This window comes from Streptomyces sp. S4.7 (genome assembly GCF_010384365.1).
Classification (GTDB): domain Bacteria; phylum Actinomycetota; class Actinomycetes; order Streptomycetales; family Streptomycetaceae; genus Streptomyces.
In genome coordinates this window covers 5,930,720-5,947,081 of record NZ_CP048397.1, presented here as the reverse complement: position 1 = coordinate 5,947,081, position 16,362 = coordinate 5,930,720, and the positions used below count along the sequence as shown (strand labels likewise).

Genomic DNA, 16,362 nt, shown 5'->3' with positions numbered 1-16,362 from the left:
GAATGATCCACGAGGTGGACGACGTCCTACGGGCTCTGATCCGCGCGGAGGTCCTCGAAGGCGGCCCGATCGCGGTCGTCTTCGACGCGCCGACGAGGGAGTGGGCGGCCAAGGTCAACTCGCCGATGGTCAACCTCTACCTCTACGACATCCGCGAGGACATGCGGCGACGGGAGCGCGGTCTGCACAACGAGTACGACGAGCGCGGCGCCATCGTCGCGCGTCGCCGCCCTCCGCGCTACTTCAAGTTGTCGTATCTGATCACGGCATGGACCAAGCGCCCCGAGGACGAACACCGGCTGCTCTCCTCGCTGTTGGCGTGCCTGTTGCGGTACGAGGCGCTGCCGCCGGAACGGCTGGCGGGATCCCTGGCGGAGATCGGCGCGGCGGTGCCGATGTCGATCGCACTGCCGCCACCGGAGGACCGCTCGTTCGCGGACGTGTGGAGCGCGCTGGGCGGTGAGTTGAAGCCGTCGCTGGACCTGGTGATCAGCGTTCCGGTCACGTCGTCGCCGATCTACGAGGCGGGTCCGCCGGTAGGTGACGAGGGTCTGCGGGCGCGGTTCGGGGACGTGCCGGCGCGGGAGCGGGAGCGGGTTGAGGGCGCGGGACAGCCGGTGTACGGGTCGCGGCCCGGCAGGCCGCAACGGGAACCGGCGCCCCGGCGACCGCCCGGCGCCGTCCGCATCACGGAGACGCGCGGCACGACGCCGGAGGACGTATGAAGGCAGCCTCGAACCTGCGATACCTGCTGGCGCGGGCGGTCGCGGTGGAGCAGCGGGTCCGCCGGGCGGTCGAGGCGAGGCGGGCCACCGATCCGGACCCGGACGACGCGTTCCGGGGCCTGTATCTGACGGAGGAGAACGTCGCGAGGCTGCTGGACGAGGAGGGGGCGCGTTCGTACCCGCCCCCTGACGAAAAGCCGCTCGAAGGCTCCTCGGACTCCCGACTCACTTTCCTGGCAGGGGAGTTCACCCTCACCCCACTCGACACCGAGATCCTGCTCATCGCGCTCGTACCGGATCTGGACGACCGGTTCGAGGCGTTCTACGGCTACTTGAACGACGACGTGACCCGCCGGCGCCCGTCCGTCGGCCTGGCCCTCGGCCTGTGCGGCTCGACGCCGGCGGATCAGGAGGCCCGTGCCCGACTGGCGGCCCGGTCGCCACTGCGGGCCGGTGGACTGCTCCTGGTCGAGGACCTGGACCGCCCGTTCCTGAGCCGCGCGCTGCGCGTACCGGACCGGGTCGCGGCCCATCTCCTGGGCGACGACACCCCCGACCCACGGCTCGCGGATCTGCTGGCACCGTGGCGCGCGGTACGGGGCGTCGGCGACCCGGCGCCGCTCGCCGGGGTCCTGTCCGACGGCGTCCAGCTGGTCTACCTCAGTGAGGACCAGGGCGGCGCGGGTACGGCGCTGGCCGCGTCGGCGCTGACGGCGGCGGGCCTCGGTGTGCTGGGCCTGGACCTGGCACGGCTGGCGGAAGATCCCTCACCGGCGGACGCGGTACGCGCCCTGGTCCGCGAGGCCCGCCTCACGAACGCGGGTCTGGTCTGCGCCCCGTTGGACGCGATCTGCCGTGAACACCCGCACCTGCTCAGGCTCCTGACCGCCACCCCGGTGCCGACGATCCTGGTGGGCCGAGCGCCCTGGGACGCGTCGTGGTCCACCGTTCCCCCGCTGCTCCTGCACGCTCCGCGCGTGGAGCCGTCGGCGCGCGGGGCCCTGTGGACGGACGCGTACAAGCAGTGGTCCCCGGCCCCGCCGCCGCCCGAGGTCGACGCGGACCATCTGCTGGCCCCGTTCCTCCTCACCCCGGAACAGGTCACGGCCGCGGCCCGTAGCGCGGCCCAGACGGCCCATCTGTCGGGCGGCGCACTCACCGCCGACCACGTACGCCGGGGAGCCCGCGCCCAGAACGCGGCGGGCCTGGACCGCCTCGCCCGCCGCATCGAACCCACGGTGACCTGGGACGACCTGGTCCTCCCACCCGACACCCACGCCCAACTCCGCGAACTCACGGCCCGCGCGCGCCACCGTGACCGGGTACTGGGCGAGTGGGGGATGCGGCCGGGGGGTGGCAGGGGCCGAGGCGTATCGGCCCTGTTCGCAGGCGACTCGGGGACCGGCAAGACGATGTCGGCGGAGGTGATCGCGGCGGATCTGGGCCTGGACCTCTACACGGTCGATCTGGCGACGGTGATCGACAAGTACGTGGGCGAGACCGAGAAGAACCTGGAGCGCATCTTCACGGAGGCGGCGGGCGTGAACGGCGTCCTGCTCTTCGACGAGGCGGACGCGATCTTCGGCAAACGCTCGGACGTGAAGGACGCGCACGACCGTTACGCGAACGTGGAGAGCGCGTATCTGCTCCAGCGGATGGAGTCCTTCGACGGCCTGGCCATCCTGGCGACCAACCTCCGCGCCAACCTGGACGACGCCTTCACCCGCCGCCTGGACCTGGTCATCGACTTCCCCCTCCCGGACCCACCCCAACGCCTCCAGCTCTGGGAACGCTGCCTGGGCCCGCTCCTCCCCCGCGGCACGGACCTGGACCTGGACTTCTGCGCGTCCAACTTCGAACTGGCGGGCGGCAACATCCGCTCGATAGCGGTGACTTCGGCGTACCTGGCGGCGGACACGGGGGGCGCGGTGACGATGGAGACGCTGATCCACGCGATCCAACGGGAGTACCAGAAGCTGGGCCGCCTGACCCTGGCGTCGGAGTTCGGGCCGTATCTGGGGCTGGTGCAGGGGTAGGCGGCGAGCGCCCTTGGCAGGGTCGTGCGACAACGTCCGGTGGCAGACACGTTCCTGCTTCACGAGCAGGCGCTCAGCCATGTCGCTCCGTGCCGGCCCGAGTCCCTTGCACATCTACCAATGGGTGGGTTCAGGACTCGGCTGTCATCCGACGGGCTCCGCCGCAGCATTCGCTCGATCGTCGTTTACGGCGGCCGACGCCGACCTTGGAGTGTCGACCGTGGCTGTTCGGGCGAGTGCGTCGTCTCGGCACAGCGAAGCGAGGCGGTACGGCTGAGGGATAGGCGCCAGCAGGTCCGGCGGGTCAGACCTCAACGACGGCTACAGCCGTGCCACACAGCATAAGCATGTCCTCGGTGTCGGAGGTGAGGACGGTTACCGGTCCTGGTTCACGGAGAGCGGTGGCCGCGACCACCGCGTCGATGGCGTACTTATGGCCTGCGAGCCCGCCGGCATCCCGGAGGATCTCAACGGCGCGGGATGCAGTCTCCTTCGTCACAGGCTCGACGACGAGCCGGGAGAGAGCCCAGGACATGCGTGCCTTGTGAGCACCGCTGGGGTCAGCCTCCACCAGAGTGAGCGCGCTGACGATGACCCGCACGTCGCGTTTGGCCGCCACGGCCAAGAGCGCCGTCATCCCCTTGTCGGCACGCAGATAGAGGGACAGGGCCTCGCTGCCAAGTACCCACGTACCGCTCACGCCGCGGCCTCAGCGGTGCCGGTTCCCTTGTCGGTGGGACCGAACAGCTTCTCCTCGGCGGCGTGGATGTCCTCGGGGGTCAGCGGGCCGTGGATCTCCTCGTTCGCGGCGATCAACTCGGCAAGGTCGTCGCGTTCGATCTGGCGCTGTATGGCGGCCTCGACGTATCCGGAGATCCCACGCTTGCCGACGCGGGAGCGCACGGCCTCGATGGTGCCCTCGTGGACGGACACGGAGTCGGATTTGGTGGGCCCCTCACCGGGAGCATAGGAAGAGATCGTCACGAATCAACTCAAACAAAAGTTCTATGACAGCGTGTGGTGGCGGTAGGGAGGCCGTCAGCCCCGCAACACACGCAGTGCGCAACGTCCATATGAAGATGACATGACACGCCGACCAACCCGACCCGGCGACTCAATCAGCCCTCTGTTCGACGTGATCTTCGTGCCGCAGAACGGGAACACCATGGCGGCCGACAGAACGCCGTAGCCAACGGCTCCGCACATCGACCGATGGAAGGGCCACCTGACTGACACATGCGGGGTACATCAGGAGGAAGAGATCTTGATTTCGTTCCAATCGTCAAGGTGTTCCCCGAACGTCGGGGCAGTAAGCGCGCGAACCTCATTTGGATTTCCGATCCCGTTGATCTCCGCTCCCTGCGCGTGACTCCACAACATGGGTGGGGCGGGCTCAAGGATCTCCGGGAAATACTCGGAAATAATTTTTGGCGCTCCGTCGAATTCTGTGACATACAGAAGCTGCCCATAGGAGCCAGTGGTCAGCGGAGTTGGTCCGCTGGCATACCCGGCGAACAGAGGGTGCCATTCCGGATGGTTGTACCGGGCCACCAGGAACAGGCTACGTCTTGCTACGTGGCCCACCGTAAGTGCAGATTTCGCCAACCTGTCAGCAGTCCAGCCCCGACCCCGACTCACTGTGGGAGACATAACGGAACCTGGGGTTGCATGCAAGAAACTTTCAACGACCTCTGTGCGTTCGTCCAGCACACTGTCCACCTCTGTGCGTGCAGCAACAGCGGCATCGTACTCCGCATCCAAGTACGAGTTTAAGAACTCTGCTACCTCACTGATTTCCACCGCTACTTGCCTCTCGTTCGATGAAGAGCCATTTATCGATGCCGATTTCGAAGCTTCCAGGTTCGCTACGCCTGCGTCCGCCCAATGAGACAGTCCACGCGTAGCTGGTTTCGGTTACTCGCTTTACCGGGTCAGAGAAGAGATCGTCCAGCAATTTCGTCAGTTTCCGTTCCGCCTCCGCGTCGTTCCTGGGAAAGTCAGGAATGTTTCTCATCTTTGCCTCGTAGACGTCCCGCAATAGCTCGCCGAAGGTGACCGTAACTGTCAGGTCGAGGGACACCTCGCCCGCAGTCTGTCGACTTCCGGCAAAGGCGACAACGTCCGCTGCGATCACCCGTTCTGCCCTGCTCATCTCGATCTGGTTGTATTCTTTGCTAGTTGTGACGAGATTGCGGGCCTCTTGGTACCCGGAGCCGCCGAACATGTCCCCGATGACGTGGGCGCGATTCAGATTCCTTCCAGTGATGAATCCGGGTGAATCCCTCGTCACACCACGTGGCCCGCCACCCGTTTTGAGCCTCAAGTCCGTCCCGGTTACTTCGAGCGTCGCGCTTCGCTGCGGATCGGTTTCTGTGACGATGAAGCTTTTTCCATCAACCGTAGTATAAGTTGTTATTCGCATTGTTCCATTATCTGTGAAGGATATAGACTCGGGCACCGGCTTGAAATCAGTATGCTCGGGTGTATCCTGTCCCGGGAGTTCAAATCGCCCGTAGGGTGAAGTTTTTATATCATACGAATCAGCCCCCATCTTGGACAGTTCATCACTCAGGCGCTTCTTGCGTTCCTCGCTCAAATTCGGCGGGTTCTCTATATTTCGGAGCCCTGTAGTTTTCAATTCCTGGGGCACGGCTTCGCCGAGTTCTTTGAGGAATTTCAACTTCCCGACACCCCCTTCCTTGATGAACGTGTACTCATAGAATGCTTTGGTGGTTGCCTCCTTCTGAGGATTGGATCTGAAGTAGGCAGCCAGCGGATTCTGGAATTCGGTCGAATTGGAAACAGCCAGCGCCCGCGCCTCGGTTCCAGATACATCACGCCTTTGCCAGAGGGTGGACGTCGAATCACGCCTGTCGTCACGCCGCACTTTGGAGACATATTTCGACCACCAGTGATCGTGCACGGCCATAGCGTATTTTTGGGCATGTTCGGGCATCGCGTTCTCAATTTTTTTCAGAATGTCCGGATCAGTTGGTAGCTCCTGCGGTGCGCTCTCCCTCGAGGGACTGTTCACGGCTCTGAAGTGAACTATGGTCTTTCCTGACACTGTTTCATCGGTGATGAGTTTCAGTGACTTCAATGAATACTTACGCCGCAACTGCGGTAGTGCACTTCCTATACTTTTAGTCGTTGCTCCGGGTTTAACGAGGGCGGTCGCCTCTTGCAGTGCTTCGACTGAACCGTTTTTCTTTCCGGAATCCGCATCATGGCCACCCGTCTCATCCTTTCCTTTTCTTCCGCTCCAGAGGGCCTTGCCCTTCTTGGCTATGAAGTCGACGATTTTGTCGATCGCACGGTTGACCGGGCGCGAGACCGATTGGAAGACCGACTTGACCTTGTTCGCCAGGCCGCCAATACCTAGTAGGGCCGCGAGGAAGCCGATCAGGAGGGGGACGCTGGCGGCGAGGGCGGCTTCTACCAGCTTTGGGACGCCCGCCTGGCCGCCGTTCGCGATTTGGATCACCGCGTCGAGGACCGCGTTGACGAAGTCCGCGATCTGGGCGCCCTGCGTCACGATGAACGTGACGATGTCGATGATTCCCTTGACCGCCCGGACAAAGGCCGACGCCGGGTTCAGCAGGGAGAGGATCCAGGTGATGCCGGCGATGAGGACCGTCGGGATCAGGTAGGTCGTCAGTTTGGAGAGGATCGTGGCCTTCAGGTCGCCCGTCTCCGCCTGGATTTCCTTCACCGCGCCGGCCGGGCCCTCGCGGGCGAGGCTCTGGGCCACCGGGACCGAGGATTCGACCTTGGACATCGCCTCGTCCGGGACGCCCTTGCGGGTCACGCGGGCGCGGATGTTGTCCCAGGTCAGGCCCAGTAGGGAGCCGATGATCTGGATGATGCCCTTGAGGTCGAACCTCGCGGGGAGCTCCAGGCCCGCCTTGACCGCCGTGCCGAGCAGCCAGGACACGACGCCGGTCTTGAGGTGGTCGGCGATGTTCGTAATGAAGAGGTTCAGGCCCGCGCCGACTGCCCTGACCAAATTGCCCAGGAAACCGATCGGGTCCTTGATGATCTTCATAATCGCCGAGGCGGCCTTCGCGAGAATGCCGAGCAGCAGGTTCTTCAGCTCGTTGATCGTCTTGATCGCGCCGACGATCGCGTCCTTCGCCTTGTCGATCAGGCCCTTGTTCGCCTCCTGGAGCTTCTTGATCTCCTCGTCGATCTTGTTCAGCGCCGACGTGTACTTCGTGGCCAGGTCCTGGACCAGTTGTTCGGACTTCTCGTCGACTGTCGCTTCCAGGTCGTCGAACTTCCCCGCGAAGTCCTTCGCCGCCTCCTCGCCGAACGCCTTGAGATCCGCGGGAAGTTTGTCGACCTCCGCCTTCAACTCGGCTCGGCCCTTGGCGATACGCGCCTTGGCCCGGCCCAACTCGATGCCGATGATGTCCGCCACCGACGCGATGACCGTCTGCATCTTCGAGACGTAGAGCTTGCGCGCTTCCTGGTAGAGGTTGTTCGCCTCCTTCGGGAGGCCGGCGAACTTGTCCTTGGCCCAGCGGCCCTTGCCCCTCAGGCCCGAGTACCGCTTGTCCTTGTACTTCTTCATCCGTCGCTTGTGGTCCGCCGTGAACGCGTCCCGCGCCGCCTTCTCGCCCGACGTGAACGCCGTGTCGACCTTCTTGTCGAGGCCGGACAGCGTCTCCTCGACGTCCTTCTTCGTCCCGTCGTAGACCTTCTGGAGCTTCGCCGTGACCTCGGCGCGTTTCTTCTCGTCCTTGCTCTTGGTCTCGCCCTTTCCGCCGTCCACCTCCTTCCCGGCCGCGCCGCGCGTCGCCGTCAGGGCCGACATCGCCTGGGCGCCGGACGCCGCCGCGCCCTCCTTCGCGGCGGCCAGATGCTGGTCCTCCGCCGCCTTCCCCTTCGCCGGGGCCTTCGCCGCATCCGCCTCCGAGGTCTTCTTCGCGGACAGCGCCTCGTTGAACTCGGGCTCGTTGCCCTTCGCCAGCTGCTCCTCGGTGACCTCCGCGTCCGCCATCGCCTGGTCGTTCTGCGCCGGGCCCTCGGAGAAGTCCGTGACGGCAGGGGGTTGTTTCGCCGGGACGGCGTCCGCGGCGGAGGGGGCGCCGGGGTTGCCGGGGGGCTGATCCGGGGCGAGCGGGGTGACCTCTTTGTCCTTGGCCGCCGAGGTGTCCGGCGGAGCCTTGGTCGCGGTGTCGATGTCCTTGGCCGACGACTCCTTGCCGTCCGTGACCTTCCCGTCGACCTCCGCCTTGACCTGGTCCGCCTTGCCTGACTTGGAGAACTTGTCGGCCTCGTCCAGATTCTTCGGCGCCTGCGCGTCGATCGCCTTGTTGACCGCCTCGATGAAGGCCGCCTTGTCGAACTCACCGGGCTTCGCCGCGTCCATCTTCTCGGCGTTCGCGGCCTTGCCCTGGGCTTCCCTGTCGTCCGGCGGAGCCACCGCCGCGTCCTGGGACGCCTTCGCCTCACCCACCGCCGGCGGATGCGCGGCAAGGCGGGTCTTCTTCGCCGCCACGTCCGCCTTGACCTTGCGGAATCCCGCCGCCTGCGCCGGGGAGGGCTTCACCGGGGCCGTATAGCGTTGCGCCACGAGGCGGGAGACCGCCCGGTTTCCCGCCGCACTCTGCAGCAGTTGGAGGTTGCGGCGGTCCGGGCGGCGGTCCGGGCGCGCCTGCGCCGGCTCCGTACGGGCGACGGCGACCGGGCCGGGCCGGGTGGGGCTGTCGCCCTTCTCCGGGACCGCCTTCATCCGCTCGCCCCTCCCCATCGGCCGTCGGCCGCGTTCTCGGACGTGACTTGTCAGCGTGCGCGGCGGCGAAGCGCGGCGCGCAGAGCGCACGCACCAAGTCGAGTGCAGCGCCCGGCGGTTGGGCGGGTGACCGCGTTGCCTGATCGGGCACTCGTCGGTGCACGGCAGGGCGGCCGGGCATCCGTTCCCGAAGATCGGCCCAGTGGCGAGAATGACCGGCGTTCCCCGGTCCGGTTCCTGTCGAGGAGAGCGTCAAGGAGAGGCCCTTATGCCGTCGTACCTGTCCCCGGGCGTCTACGTCGAAGAGGTCGATTCCGGTTCCCGGCCGATCGAAGGGGTGGGCACCTCCGTTGCCGCCTTCGTCGGCTTCGCACACAAGGGGCCGTTCGACGAGCCGACGCTGATCACGAACTGGAGCCAGTACGTCAGCACCTTCGGCGACTTCGTCGACGGTACGTACCTCGCCGCCTCCGTCTACGGATTCTTCTCCAACGGCGGCGGCGTCTGCTACGTCGTACGGATCGGAGACGGCTCCTCCGCGAGCGGCGACGGGGAGACCGGCGAGCCGACTCCGGGCGCGGAGGTGCAGGTCGGGCCCTACGCCGTGAAGCCCCGCCCGGGTGTGGCAGGTGAGATCAGCGTCGAAGTGACCGCGGCCGAGGGCGACGACCCGCCCTCCGACACCTTCCAGCTCATCGTGCGGCGAGACGGGCAGGTCGCGGAGACGTACCCCTCCGTGACGACGAAGCGCAGCAAGGAGAACGTCGCCACCCGCGTCAACGCCAAGTCGGAGCTGATCGAGGTACGCGAACCGGGACGCGGCGCCGCCCCCGCCCGGCCAGAGCCGCAGACGGTCACCCTCGCGCCGGCCGCCCCCGCCGATCCCGCGGCCGGCGGTGCCGGTGCGCTCGCCCCGGAGGTGTACGTCGGTGACGCCGACAGCCGTACGGGCCTTGGCGGGCTGGAGGCGGTCGAGGACATCACGATGATCGCCGTGCCCGACCTGATGAGCGCCTACCAACGCGGACTGCTGGACCTTGAGTCGGTGATCGCCGTCCAGCAAGGGGTCATATCTCACTGCGAGTTGATGGGCGACCGGGTGGCGATCCTGGATCCGCCGCCGGGCCTCTCCGCGCAGCAGGCCAGGAGTTGGCGTACGGACCGGGCGAACTTCGACTCCAAGTACGCCACGCTCTACTACCCGTGGATCAGCGTCGCCGACCCGGCGTCCGGCCGCCCCGGCCTCGTACCGCCGAGTGGGCACGTCGCCGGTGTCTGGGCGCGCAACGACGACACGCGCGGGGTGCACAAGGCGCCCGCGAACGAGGTCGTACGGGGCGCGGTCGCGCTCCAGACCCAGCTCACCAAGGGCGAGCACGATCTGCTCAACCCGATCGGGCTGAACTGCATCCGCGCCTTCCCCGGCCGGGGAATCCGGGTGTGGGGCGCGCGGACGCTCGCGTCGGACCCGGCCTGGCGGTACCTCAATGTCCGGCGGCTCTTCAACTACCTGGAGGAGTCGATCCTCGCGGGCACGCAGTGGGTCGTCTTCGAGCCGAACGACGACGCGCTGTGGGCGCGTGTCCGGCGCACCGTCTCGGCGTTCCTGGTCAACGAGTGGCGAAAGGGGTCGCTGTTCGGGCTGACTCCGGACGAGGCGTTCTACGTGAAGTGCGACCGCGAGACGAATCCGCCCGAGAGCATCGACGCGGGCCAGGTCGTCTGCGAGATCGGGGTCGCACCGGTCAAACCGGCCGAGTTCGTGGTGTTCCGGCTCGCCCAACTGACCGGCGGCAGCGGCGGCATCGACGAATGACCTGCCAGGAAGTAGCGGAGAAGACGGAGTAAGGAGTCAGTTGTGCCACTTCCCGATCTCGACAGTTCCGTCGGGCATTCCTTCGGCCTCGAATTCGACAGCGTCGTCATCAAACAGATCACCGAGGTCAGCGGCCTGAAGATGGAGCAGGACGTCATCGAGCTGAAACAGAACACCGCCGACGGCAAGTACGCCATCAAGAAGCTGCCCGGCCGGCCCAAGGCCGGAGAGGTGACCGTGACCCGCGGCCTCACGGAGGACAACAGCTTCGAACGCTGGATCAAGGACTCGCGGTTCGGGCGCATGACGGACGCCCGGCGCAACGGCGCCGTCATCGTGTACGACTACGAGGGCCTGCCCATCAAGCGCTACACGCTCATCAACGCCTGGCCGAAGTCGCTGGAGATCGGGACGCTCAAGGCCGGTGACACCTCGGTCCTGACGGAGAAGCTGGCGATCACGTACGAGAGCATGGAACTCGGCTGATGCGCCGCACCGTATCGTTCCAGGCCCCCGACCGGACCTCGCAGAGGGGGCATCAACCCGAGCCGCTGCGTACCGAGTTCGGTTTCGAGCTGCCGCGCGGGTACGTGGACGACTCGGGAACCGTGCACCGTACCGGCGTGATGCGGCTCGCGACCGCCAGGGACGAACTGGTGCCGCTGCGGGACGACCGGGTGCGCGAGAACTCCGCCTATCTGTCCGTCGTCCTGATCTCACGCGTCGTGACCAGGATCGGCACCGTCGACGACATCCATCCGGGCGTCATCGAGGACCTGTTCGCCTCCGACCTGGCATTCCTCCAGGACTTCTACCGCCGGATCAACGCGGAGGGCCACACCCGCGCCGCAGTCACCTGTCCGTCCTGCCAGGAGGAGTTCGCGGTGGATCTCGCCGGTGGCCGCCTGGGGGAATCGTGACGTACGCGGCCGACCTGCTGTACGAGGAGGTCGCGTACCTCGCCTATCACTTCCACTGGCCGCTCGACGATCTGCTGGACCTGGAACATCCGGAGCGTCTGAAGTTCGTCGCGCAGGTCGCCCGCCTCAACGGGCACTGACGGCACGGGGAGGGTGGGAGATCAATGGGGCTGATGTCCTGGCTGCGCGGCGATCGTTCGGCGGCGCACGTCGCTGACGCCACGTCAGGGGCCGCACAAGAACGGGGAGATCAGGTCGACGTGCGGCGGCCGGCGCCGATGCAGCGCACCGTCCTCGGGCAGGATCTCGTCATCGACCCCGCCGGGTTCCAAGGCGCGCTGTCCACCAGACAGCAGACCGCGCTCGGTTCACCGCTGGGGCATCTGGTCAGCCCTGACGCGCCCGTGGGAGTGGTGCACGGACTCGCCGCTCCCGCTCCCCCGCACCCCGGGCCGTCGGCCCAGCGGTCGGTGGAGATGCCCATGCGGAGGGCGGCGGAGGGCGGGAAGCGTGTCGACGTGGGCGCCGGGATGCCTGAAGCCGTGGTGGCTTCTGCCGAAGTGCCCGCGTCCGTGCCCGCGCTCGTTTCCGTCCCCGCACCCGTGCCCGTACAGCGCGCGTCCGCCTCCATGACCACCGCCGGTACGTCTGCCGCGGCCGATCTGCCGGTACGTCAACTTATTGGCGAGCAGGCCCACTTACCCGTCTCCGCTCCCCCGAAGGAGTCGGCCGTACAACGCGCGCCCGAGCCCCCTGCCGACCCGCGCCCCCGGAGAGCACCCGGACTCGGCGCGCCACTCCCTGGGTTGCCTCCCACGGCTCAGCGGCAGGCAGCCGCCTCCGTACCGGGGAGGGGCGCACCGGAGACACCGTCGGATCCGGTGGGCCCGCCCGTCGTCGCTCCGTTGCCCGGCGACGATCCGCTCGTGGGTGCCGTGTCCGGGGAGGGGGAGGGCGGGGACGAGGCGCCGTCCCCAAGTGCTGCCGTACAACGCTCTCTTGATGTCTCAGGGCCGGTGCCGGCGATGCCCACCGTCCCCCTGCTCGGCGACCGGCCACTGCCCCTTCGTACGGCAGGCGTTGAGGCAACGTCGAGCGGCGGTCCGGCGGCGTCCGTCCAGCGTGACGTGGAGGGTGAAGGCGGACCTGCGCAGACCGTGCCCGTGCGGTGGACGATGACGTCCCGGCCGGACATCCCTGCCCGTCCGGGCCTGCCACCGCCTCCGCACTCGTCGGCGCCCGTGCCAGTGCCCCTGCAGCGCTCGGCGGTTGTCCCCCTCGCATCGACGCGGCCCGCACCCGCGCCCGCCGCCGTCCCCGTTCAGCGGCGCACGAGCGGCGGCGGACCGCCCGTACCGGGCTCCCTGCCTCGTAACGACGGTGGCGCCAGGCTTCCCACGGCCGGCGCCTTCGCCGCGGCCGCCGGGGTGGCGCAGCGGATGCCCGACGGGAGTGTCGTCTTCGGTTCGGCCGCTGGGCCTCCGTCCGGCACCTCGCGGCCGGTCGTCCAGCGTGATGCCGAACTCACCGAGGAGCCGCCACCACCCGACCCTGACTCCACATCCGCCTCCGACCCTGTACCGAACGCCGAACCGGAGCCCGTCGGCGAGAGCGACGCTCCCGCGCCCCCCGCCGGCGCCGTGCCGGAGAAGGCGGGCACACCCGTGGTGACCGACGAACTCGTCCGCGCGCTGTACGCGCCGCTCAGCCGACTGTTCAAGGCCGACCTCCGACTGGAACGCGAACGCGCCGGATTCCTGATCAACACCCGTCACTGACCGATGCCCCCGCCACTGCCGGCCGCCGCCCCGCCACCGAGAGGTACGTGTCATGGCCACCGCCCAGGACAGCGATCCCGCCGTCAGCGTCTGTTTCGTCGTGACGATCGACGACATCGAACTCGGGTCGTTCAACACATGTGACGGCCTGGGGTGCGAAGTCGTCCTCGAAACAAGGGAAGAGGGCGGCAACAACGGGCATCTGTGGCAGCTGCCGACCCGGCTGAAGTACTCGAACGTGAAACTGTCCCGGCCGCTCACGAGCGAGACGGAGAAGGTGGCGCGCTGGTTCGCCACGATGACGACCGGCTTCAGCCGCAAGACGGCGCACATCGAGGCGCGGACCGGTGACGGGCGGAAGGTCGCCCAGTGGGGGCTGCTGGAGGTCGTGCCCGTGCGCTGGACGGGGCCTTCGTTCACGCCCGAGTCGCCGAAGGTCGCGATGGAGACGATCGAGATCGCCCATCACGGCTATGTGATGGAGGGCTGAGCGCCATGAGCACGGCGGGACCCATCGCCTTCAGCGCCGCCGGTACGTCGGGGGTGGCCTCGGCCGGGAAGGGCGGTTCGGCCCGGCCCAAGCTGGAGCACGCCTATCTGGAGCTTCGGACACCACCGACCGGCGGAGGTCTCACGCCCGGCGGACCGTGCGGCCGGATCGACTTCCAGTTCAACCCGAAGGAGTTGAGCCTCACCAAGGCGGCGTCGTGGAAGCGGACTCCTGCCAAGGGGGCGAAGAGTTCCGGCCCGCCGGAGTATCAGGGGTCGCAGCCGAGCAAGTTGACCGTCGAGATGTTCTTCGACGCGAGCGACACCCAGGACACCCGCGTCGTGAACTCGGTGGAGCAGTTGTTCGCGTGCTGTGTGCCGACGAACGAGACTCGGCAGCAGCAGCGGTCCTCGCCGCCATGGGTGGTCTTCCACTGGGGAGGGTTGACGGGGTTCCCGGGATACGTCAGCCAAGTCGCCGCGAAATACACGCTGTTCACCACCTCCGGGGTGCCGATCCGGGCGGTCTGCCAGGTCACGATGGAGGAGATCAGCGGCGAGACGCCGGGGCAGAACCCGACCTCGGGCGCGCTGACCGCGCGTCGCGTGCACCGGGTCGCCGCCGGGGACTCGCTGCCGTCGCTGGCCCACCGGGAGTACGGCGACGCCGGCGCGTGGCGGGTGATCGCCGAGGCGAACGACATCGACGACCCGATGCGCCTCGCCCCGGGTACGCAGCTCCTGCTGCCGGCCCTGGACGAGCTGAGCCGCCTGCGGGACGGCTCGGACCGGGACCCGGGTGGGTACGACGGTGCCGTGACCGGTGTCGCCGGGAGGCGGGGCCGATGACCGGGCAGGGCGTCGCGACCGCGCTGGTGGTCGAGTTCGGCGGCACGGCGCTGTCGGCGAAGTTCGTGAACACCCTGGTCGAGGGATACGTGGACGACAGCCGTACGCTCCCGGACCTCTTCCTGCTGCGGTTCCGGGACCCCGACCGGGTTTTGCTGGAGCAGACCGGGCTGAAGATCGGCAGCGAGGCGCGGCTGCTGGCCCGCGCGGGTGGCGACACCGCGCCGAAGCCGCTGCTGGACGGCGTGGTCACGGCGCTGGAGGTGGAGCTGGACGAGACGGGCACCTTCACGGTCGTACGGGGTCTGGACGAGTCGCACCGGCTGTTCCGGGGGCGCCGGGTGGCCAGTTACCAGAACATGACGCTCGCCGACATCTGCGGCCAGGTCGCCCAGCGCGCGGGCCTGAAACCCGGCACGGTGGACGTCGCGGGGCCCGTACTGGAGCACATCGCCCAACCCAACATCACCGACTGGGAGTTCGTGCGCGGGCTCGCCGAGGAGGCGGGTGCCCAGGCATACGTGCGGGAGGGGCAGGTGCACATCACCCGGCCGGCGGAGGCGAGTTCGGCGCCGGACGGGTCGGCGCGGGCCGACCGCGATCCGCTCGTGCTGGAGCTCGGCAGCAATCTGCTCCGCTGCCGGGCCGGGGTGTCCGCCGCCGAGCAGGTCTCCGAGGTGGAGGTGCGCGGCTGGGACGTCCAGGCGAAGCAGCCGCTGGTGGGCAAGGCTCCGGCGGGGACGTCGTCGACGCTGGAGCTGGGGGTGACGGCGGCGGAGGTGTCCGCGCCCTTCGGTGAGGCGCGTTTCGTCGTGACCGACGCGGCGTACGGCGCGCAGGCGCAGGTGGACCAGGCGGCCAAGGCCCTGGCGGAACGGATCGCCGGCTCGTTCGCGGAGCTGGAGGCGGTCATCCGGGGGAATCCGGCGGTCCGGGCGGGCAGCGCGGTGGCGCTGAACGCGGTGGGCGCGCCGTTCGAGGGCCGGTACACGGTGACGTCGTCGCGCCATGTCTTCGACGCCGTACGCGGGTACGAGACGTGGATCACGGTCTCCGGGCAGCAGGAGCGTTCGCTGTTCGGTCTGACCGGTGGCGGCGCGGGATCGGGCGGCTCCGGCGGTTCCGGCGGGGGTGGAAGGTGTGCGGGGCTGGTCAGCGGGACGGTGACGGACACCCAGGATCCGGAGGGGTCGGGGCGGGTGAAGGTCCGCTTCCCTTGGCTGTCGGACGAGTACGCGAGCGACTGGGCGCGCACGGCGCAGTCGGGCGGTACGGGCGGCGGCGAGGCGTTCATCCCGGAGGTCGGGGACGAGGTGCTGGTCGGTTTCGAGCACGGGCACCTGGACCGGCCGTTCGTCTTGGCGGGGCTGTACAACGGGCAGGACCGGCCGGGCGGCGGGAACGCGGGCGGCGGCGGAGCGGTGGCCGGTCCGACCGCGGGTGGCTCCGCCGGTGGTGCCGCTGGTGGTGCCGCTGGTGGTGCCGCTGGTGCTGCGGGTGCCGGTGCGGGCGCTCCGGGCGGCGGCACCGGCGCTGAACTCGTCGACCCGACCAGCGGCGCCGTGAACCGCCGCGCCTTCGCGTCCAGGAGCGGGAATCAACTGGAGCTGCTCGACGCGGCGAACGGTCCGCAAGGCGTACGGCTCCGCACGGGCGACGGGAAACTCACCATCGATCTGGACCGCAAGGGCACCGCGATCGTCATCAACAGCGACGGCAGCGTGACGATCGAGGCCAAAGAGCGGGTCTCCATCAAGGCGGCCGACGGGGTGGCGCTGGACGCCGGGAGCGGAGCACTCGAACTCGCCGGTGGCAGCGTCACGTTGACGTCCCGCAGCGGTGTCTCCGTGGACGGCGGGAGCGGCAGAGTCGTGCTCTCCAGCGGCGGTTCGGTGGAGGTGCGCGGCGGCCAGGTCACGGTCGACGGCACACGGCGTACGGACGTCAGGAGCGGAGGCTCGGTGTCGGTCAACGCCCCCATGATCAAGCTCAATTGACACCGAGTCAGCAAC

14 protein-coding genes are annotated in these 16,362 nt (G+C 68.1%); 10 read left to right on the top strand and 4 right to left on the bottom strand.

Translation table 11 applies throughout. The annotated features are described in order from the left end of the window. The first annotated feature begins 2 nt into the window (after nucleotides 1-2). Together SSPS47_RS26515 and SSPS47_RS26510 are read left to right on the top strand one after the other, a co-directional pair. Nucleotides 3-725, top strand: a complete 723-nt coding sequence (locus SSPS47_RS26515) for a DUF4255 domain-containing protein (protein ID WP_164253151.1) — start codon at nucleotides 3-5, stop codon at nucleotides 723-725. Beyond that, nucleotides 722-2,761, top strand: a complete 2,040-nt coding sequence (locus tag SSPS47_RS26510; protein ID WP_164253150.1) for an ATP-binding protein — start codon at nucleotides 722-724, stop codon at nucleotides 2,759-2,761. The genes SSPS47_RS26515 and SSPS47_RS26510 overlap by 4 nt, the downstream gene beginning before the upstream one ends. 304 nt (nucleotides 2,762-3,065) lie before the next feature. Here the strand turns inward: SSPS47_RS26510 and SSPS47_RS26505 are convergent, their stop codons facing one another. The 4 genes from SSPS47_RS26505 to SSPS47_RS26490 form a co-directional block, all read right to left on the bottom strand. After that, nucleotides 3,066-3,398, bottom strand: a complete 333-nt coding sequence (locus tag SSPS47_RS26505) for a DNA-binding protein (protein WP_239065338.1) — start codon at nucleotides 3,396-3,398, stop codon at nucleotides 3,066-3,068. 59 nt (nucleotides 3,399-3,457) lie between these two features. Continuing rightward, nucleotides 3,458-3,745, bottom strand: a complete 288-nt coding sequence (locus SSPS47_RS26500; protein ID WP_164253148.1) for a hypothetical protein — start codon at nucleotides 3,743-3,745, stop codon at nucleotides 3,458-3,460. Nucleotides 3,746-4,009: 264 nt separating this feature from the next. Further along, nucleotides 4,010-4,312, bottom strand: coding sequence for a hypothetical protein (locus SSPS47_RS26495; RefSeq protein WP_164253147.1), 303 nt, complete (start codon nucleotides 4,310-4,312; stop codon nucleotides 4,010-4,012). 235 nt (nucleotides 4,313-4,547) lie between these two features. Beyond that, nucleotides 4,548-8,498 carry a DNA/RNA non-specific endonuclease gene (locus tag SSPS47_RS26490; protein WP_164253146.1) on the bottom strand — a complete coding sequence of 1,317 codons (3,951 nt, stop codon included), beginning with the start codon at nucleotides 8,496-8,498 and terminating at the stop codon, nucleotides 4,548-4,550. 268 nt (nucleotides 8,499-8,766) lie between these two features. On the opposite strand from SSPS47_RS26490, the gene SSPS47_RS26485 reads away from it, so the two are divergent. The 8 genes from SSPS47_RS26485 to SSPS47_RS26455 all read left to right on the top strand — a co-directional run bounded on the left by SSPS47_RS26485 (nucleotide 8,767) and on the right by SSPS47_RS26455 (nucleotide 16,347). Beyond that, the gene (locus tag SSPS47_RS26485; RefSeq protein ID WP_164253145.1) at nucleotides 8,767-10,314 is read left to right on the top strand and encodes a phage tail sheath subtilisin-like domain-containing protein; all 1,548 of its coding nucleotides are present in this window, start codon (nucleotides 8,767-8,769) and stop codon (nucleotides 10,312-10,314) included. 42 nt (nucleotides 10,315-10,356) lie between these two features. Further along, complete coding sequence (locus tag SSPS47_RS26480; RefSeq protein WP_078074591.1) at nucleotides 10,357-10,800, top strand: phage tail protein; 444 nt, start codon at nucleotides 10,357-10,359, stop codon at nucleotides 10,798-10,800. Then, the gene (locus SSPS47_RS26475) at nucleotides 10,800-11,234 is read left to right on the top strand and encodes a hypothetical protein (protein ID WP_164253144.1); all 435 of its coding nucleotides are present in this window, start codon (nucleotides 10,800-10,802) and stop codon (nucleotides 11,232-11,234) included. The genes SSPS47_RS26480 and SSPS47_RS26475 overlap by 1 nt, the downstream gene beginning before the upstream one ends. Continuing rightward, the gene (locus tag SSPS47_RS34920; protein ID WP_007457431.1) at nucleotides 11,231-11,374 is read left to right on the top strand and encodes a DUF6760 family protein; all 144 of its coding nucleotides are present in this window, start codon (nucleotides 11,231-11,233) and stop codon (nucleotides 11,372-11,374) included. Before SSPS47_RS26475 ends, SSPS47_RS34920 begins: the two co-directional genes overlap by 4 nt. Nucleotides 11,375-12,475: 1,101 nt before the next feature. Beyond that, the gene (locus SSPS47_RS26470; RefSeq protein ID WP_164253143.1) at nucleotides 12,476-13,012 is read left to right on the top strand and encodes a hypothetical protein; all 537 of its coding nucleotides are present in this window, start codon (nucleotides 12,476-12,478) and stop codon (nucleotides 13,010-13,012) included. A gap of 52 nt (nucleotides 13,013-13,064) precedes the next feature. Continuing rightward, complete coding sequence (locus SSPS47_RS26465; RefSeq protein WP_147875232.1) at nucleotides 13,065-13,502, top strand: phage tail protein; 438 nt, start codon at nucleotides 13,065-13,067, stop codon at nucleotides 13,500-13,502. 5 nt (nucleotides 13,503-13,507) lie between these two features. Further along, nucleotides 13,508-14,350, top strand: a complete 843-nt coding sequence (locus tag SSPS47_RS26460) for a LysM peptidoglycan-binding domain-containing protein (protein ID WP_164253142.1) — start codon at nucleotides 13,508-13,510, stop codon at nucleotides 14,348-14,350. Next, nucleotides 14,347-16,347 (top strand): VgrG-related protein, encoded by a 2,001-nt coding sequence (locus tag SSPS47_RS26455; RefSeq protein WP_164253141.1) that lies wholly within the window; start codon nucleotides 14,347-14,349, stop codon nucleotides 16,345-16,347. The genes SSPS47_RS26460 and SSPS47_RS26455 overlap by 4 nt, the downstream gene beginning before the upstream one ends. Nucleotides 16,348-16,362 lie beyond the last annotated feature (15 nt).

Excerpts from the sequence above, each read along its gene's own strand:
- SSPS47_RS26515 (WP_164253151.1), top strand. The coding sequence starts at position 3 with ATGATCCACGAGGTGGACGACGTCCTACGGGCTCTGATCCGCGCGGAG.
- SSPS47_RS26510 (WP_164253150.1), top strand. The coding sequence starts at position 722 with ATGAAGGCAGCCTCGAACCTGCGATACCTGCTGGCGCGGGCGGTCGCG.
- SSPS47_RS26505 (WP_239065338.1), bottom strand. The coding sequence starts at position 3,398 with ATGACGGCGCTCTTGGCCGTGGCGGCCAAACGCGACGTGCGGGTCATC.
- SSPS47_RS26490 (WP_164253146.1), bottom strand. The coding sequence starts at position 8,498 with ATGAAGGCGGTCCCGGAGAAGGGCGACAGCCCCACCCGGCCCGGCCCG.
- SSPS47_RS26485 (WP_164253145.1), top strand. The coding sequence starts at position 8,767 with ATGCCGTCGTACCTGTCCCCGGGCGTCTACGTCGAAGAGGTCGATTCC.
- SSPS47_RS26475 (WP_164253144.1), top strand. The coding sequence starts at position 10,800 with ATGCGCCGCACCGTATCGTTCCAGGCCCCCGACCGGACCTCGCAGAGG.
- SSPS47_RS26465 (WP_147875232.1), top strand. The coding sequence starts at position 13,065 with ATGGCCACCGCCCAGGACAGCGATCCCGCCGTCAGCGTCTGTTTCGTC.
- SSPS47_RS26460 (WP_164253142.1), top strand. The coding sequence starts at position 13,508 with ATGAGCACGGCGGGACCCATCGCCTTCAGCGCCGCCGGTACGTCGGGG.
- SSPS47_RS26455 (WP_164253141.1), top strand. The coding sequence starts at position 14,347 with ATGACCGGGCAGGGCGTCGCGACCGCGCTGGTGGTCGAGTTCGGCGGC.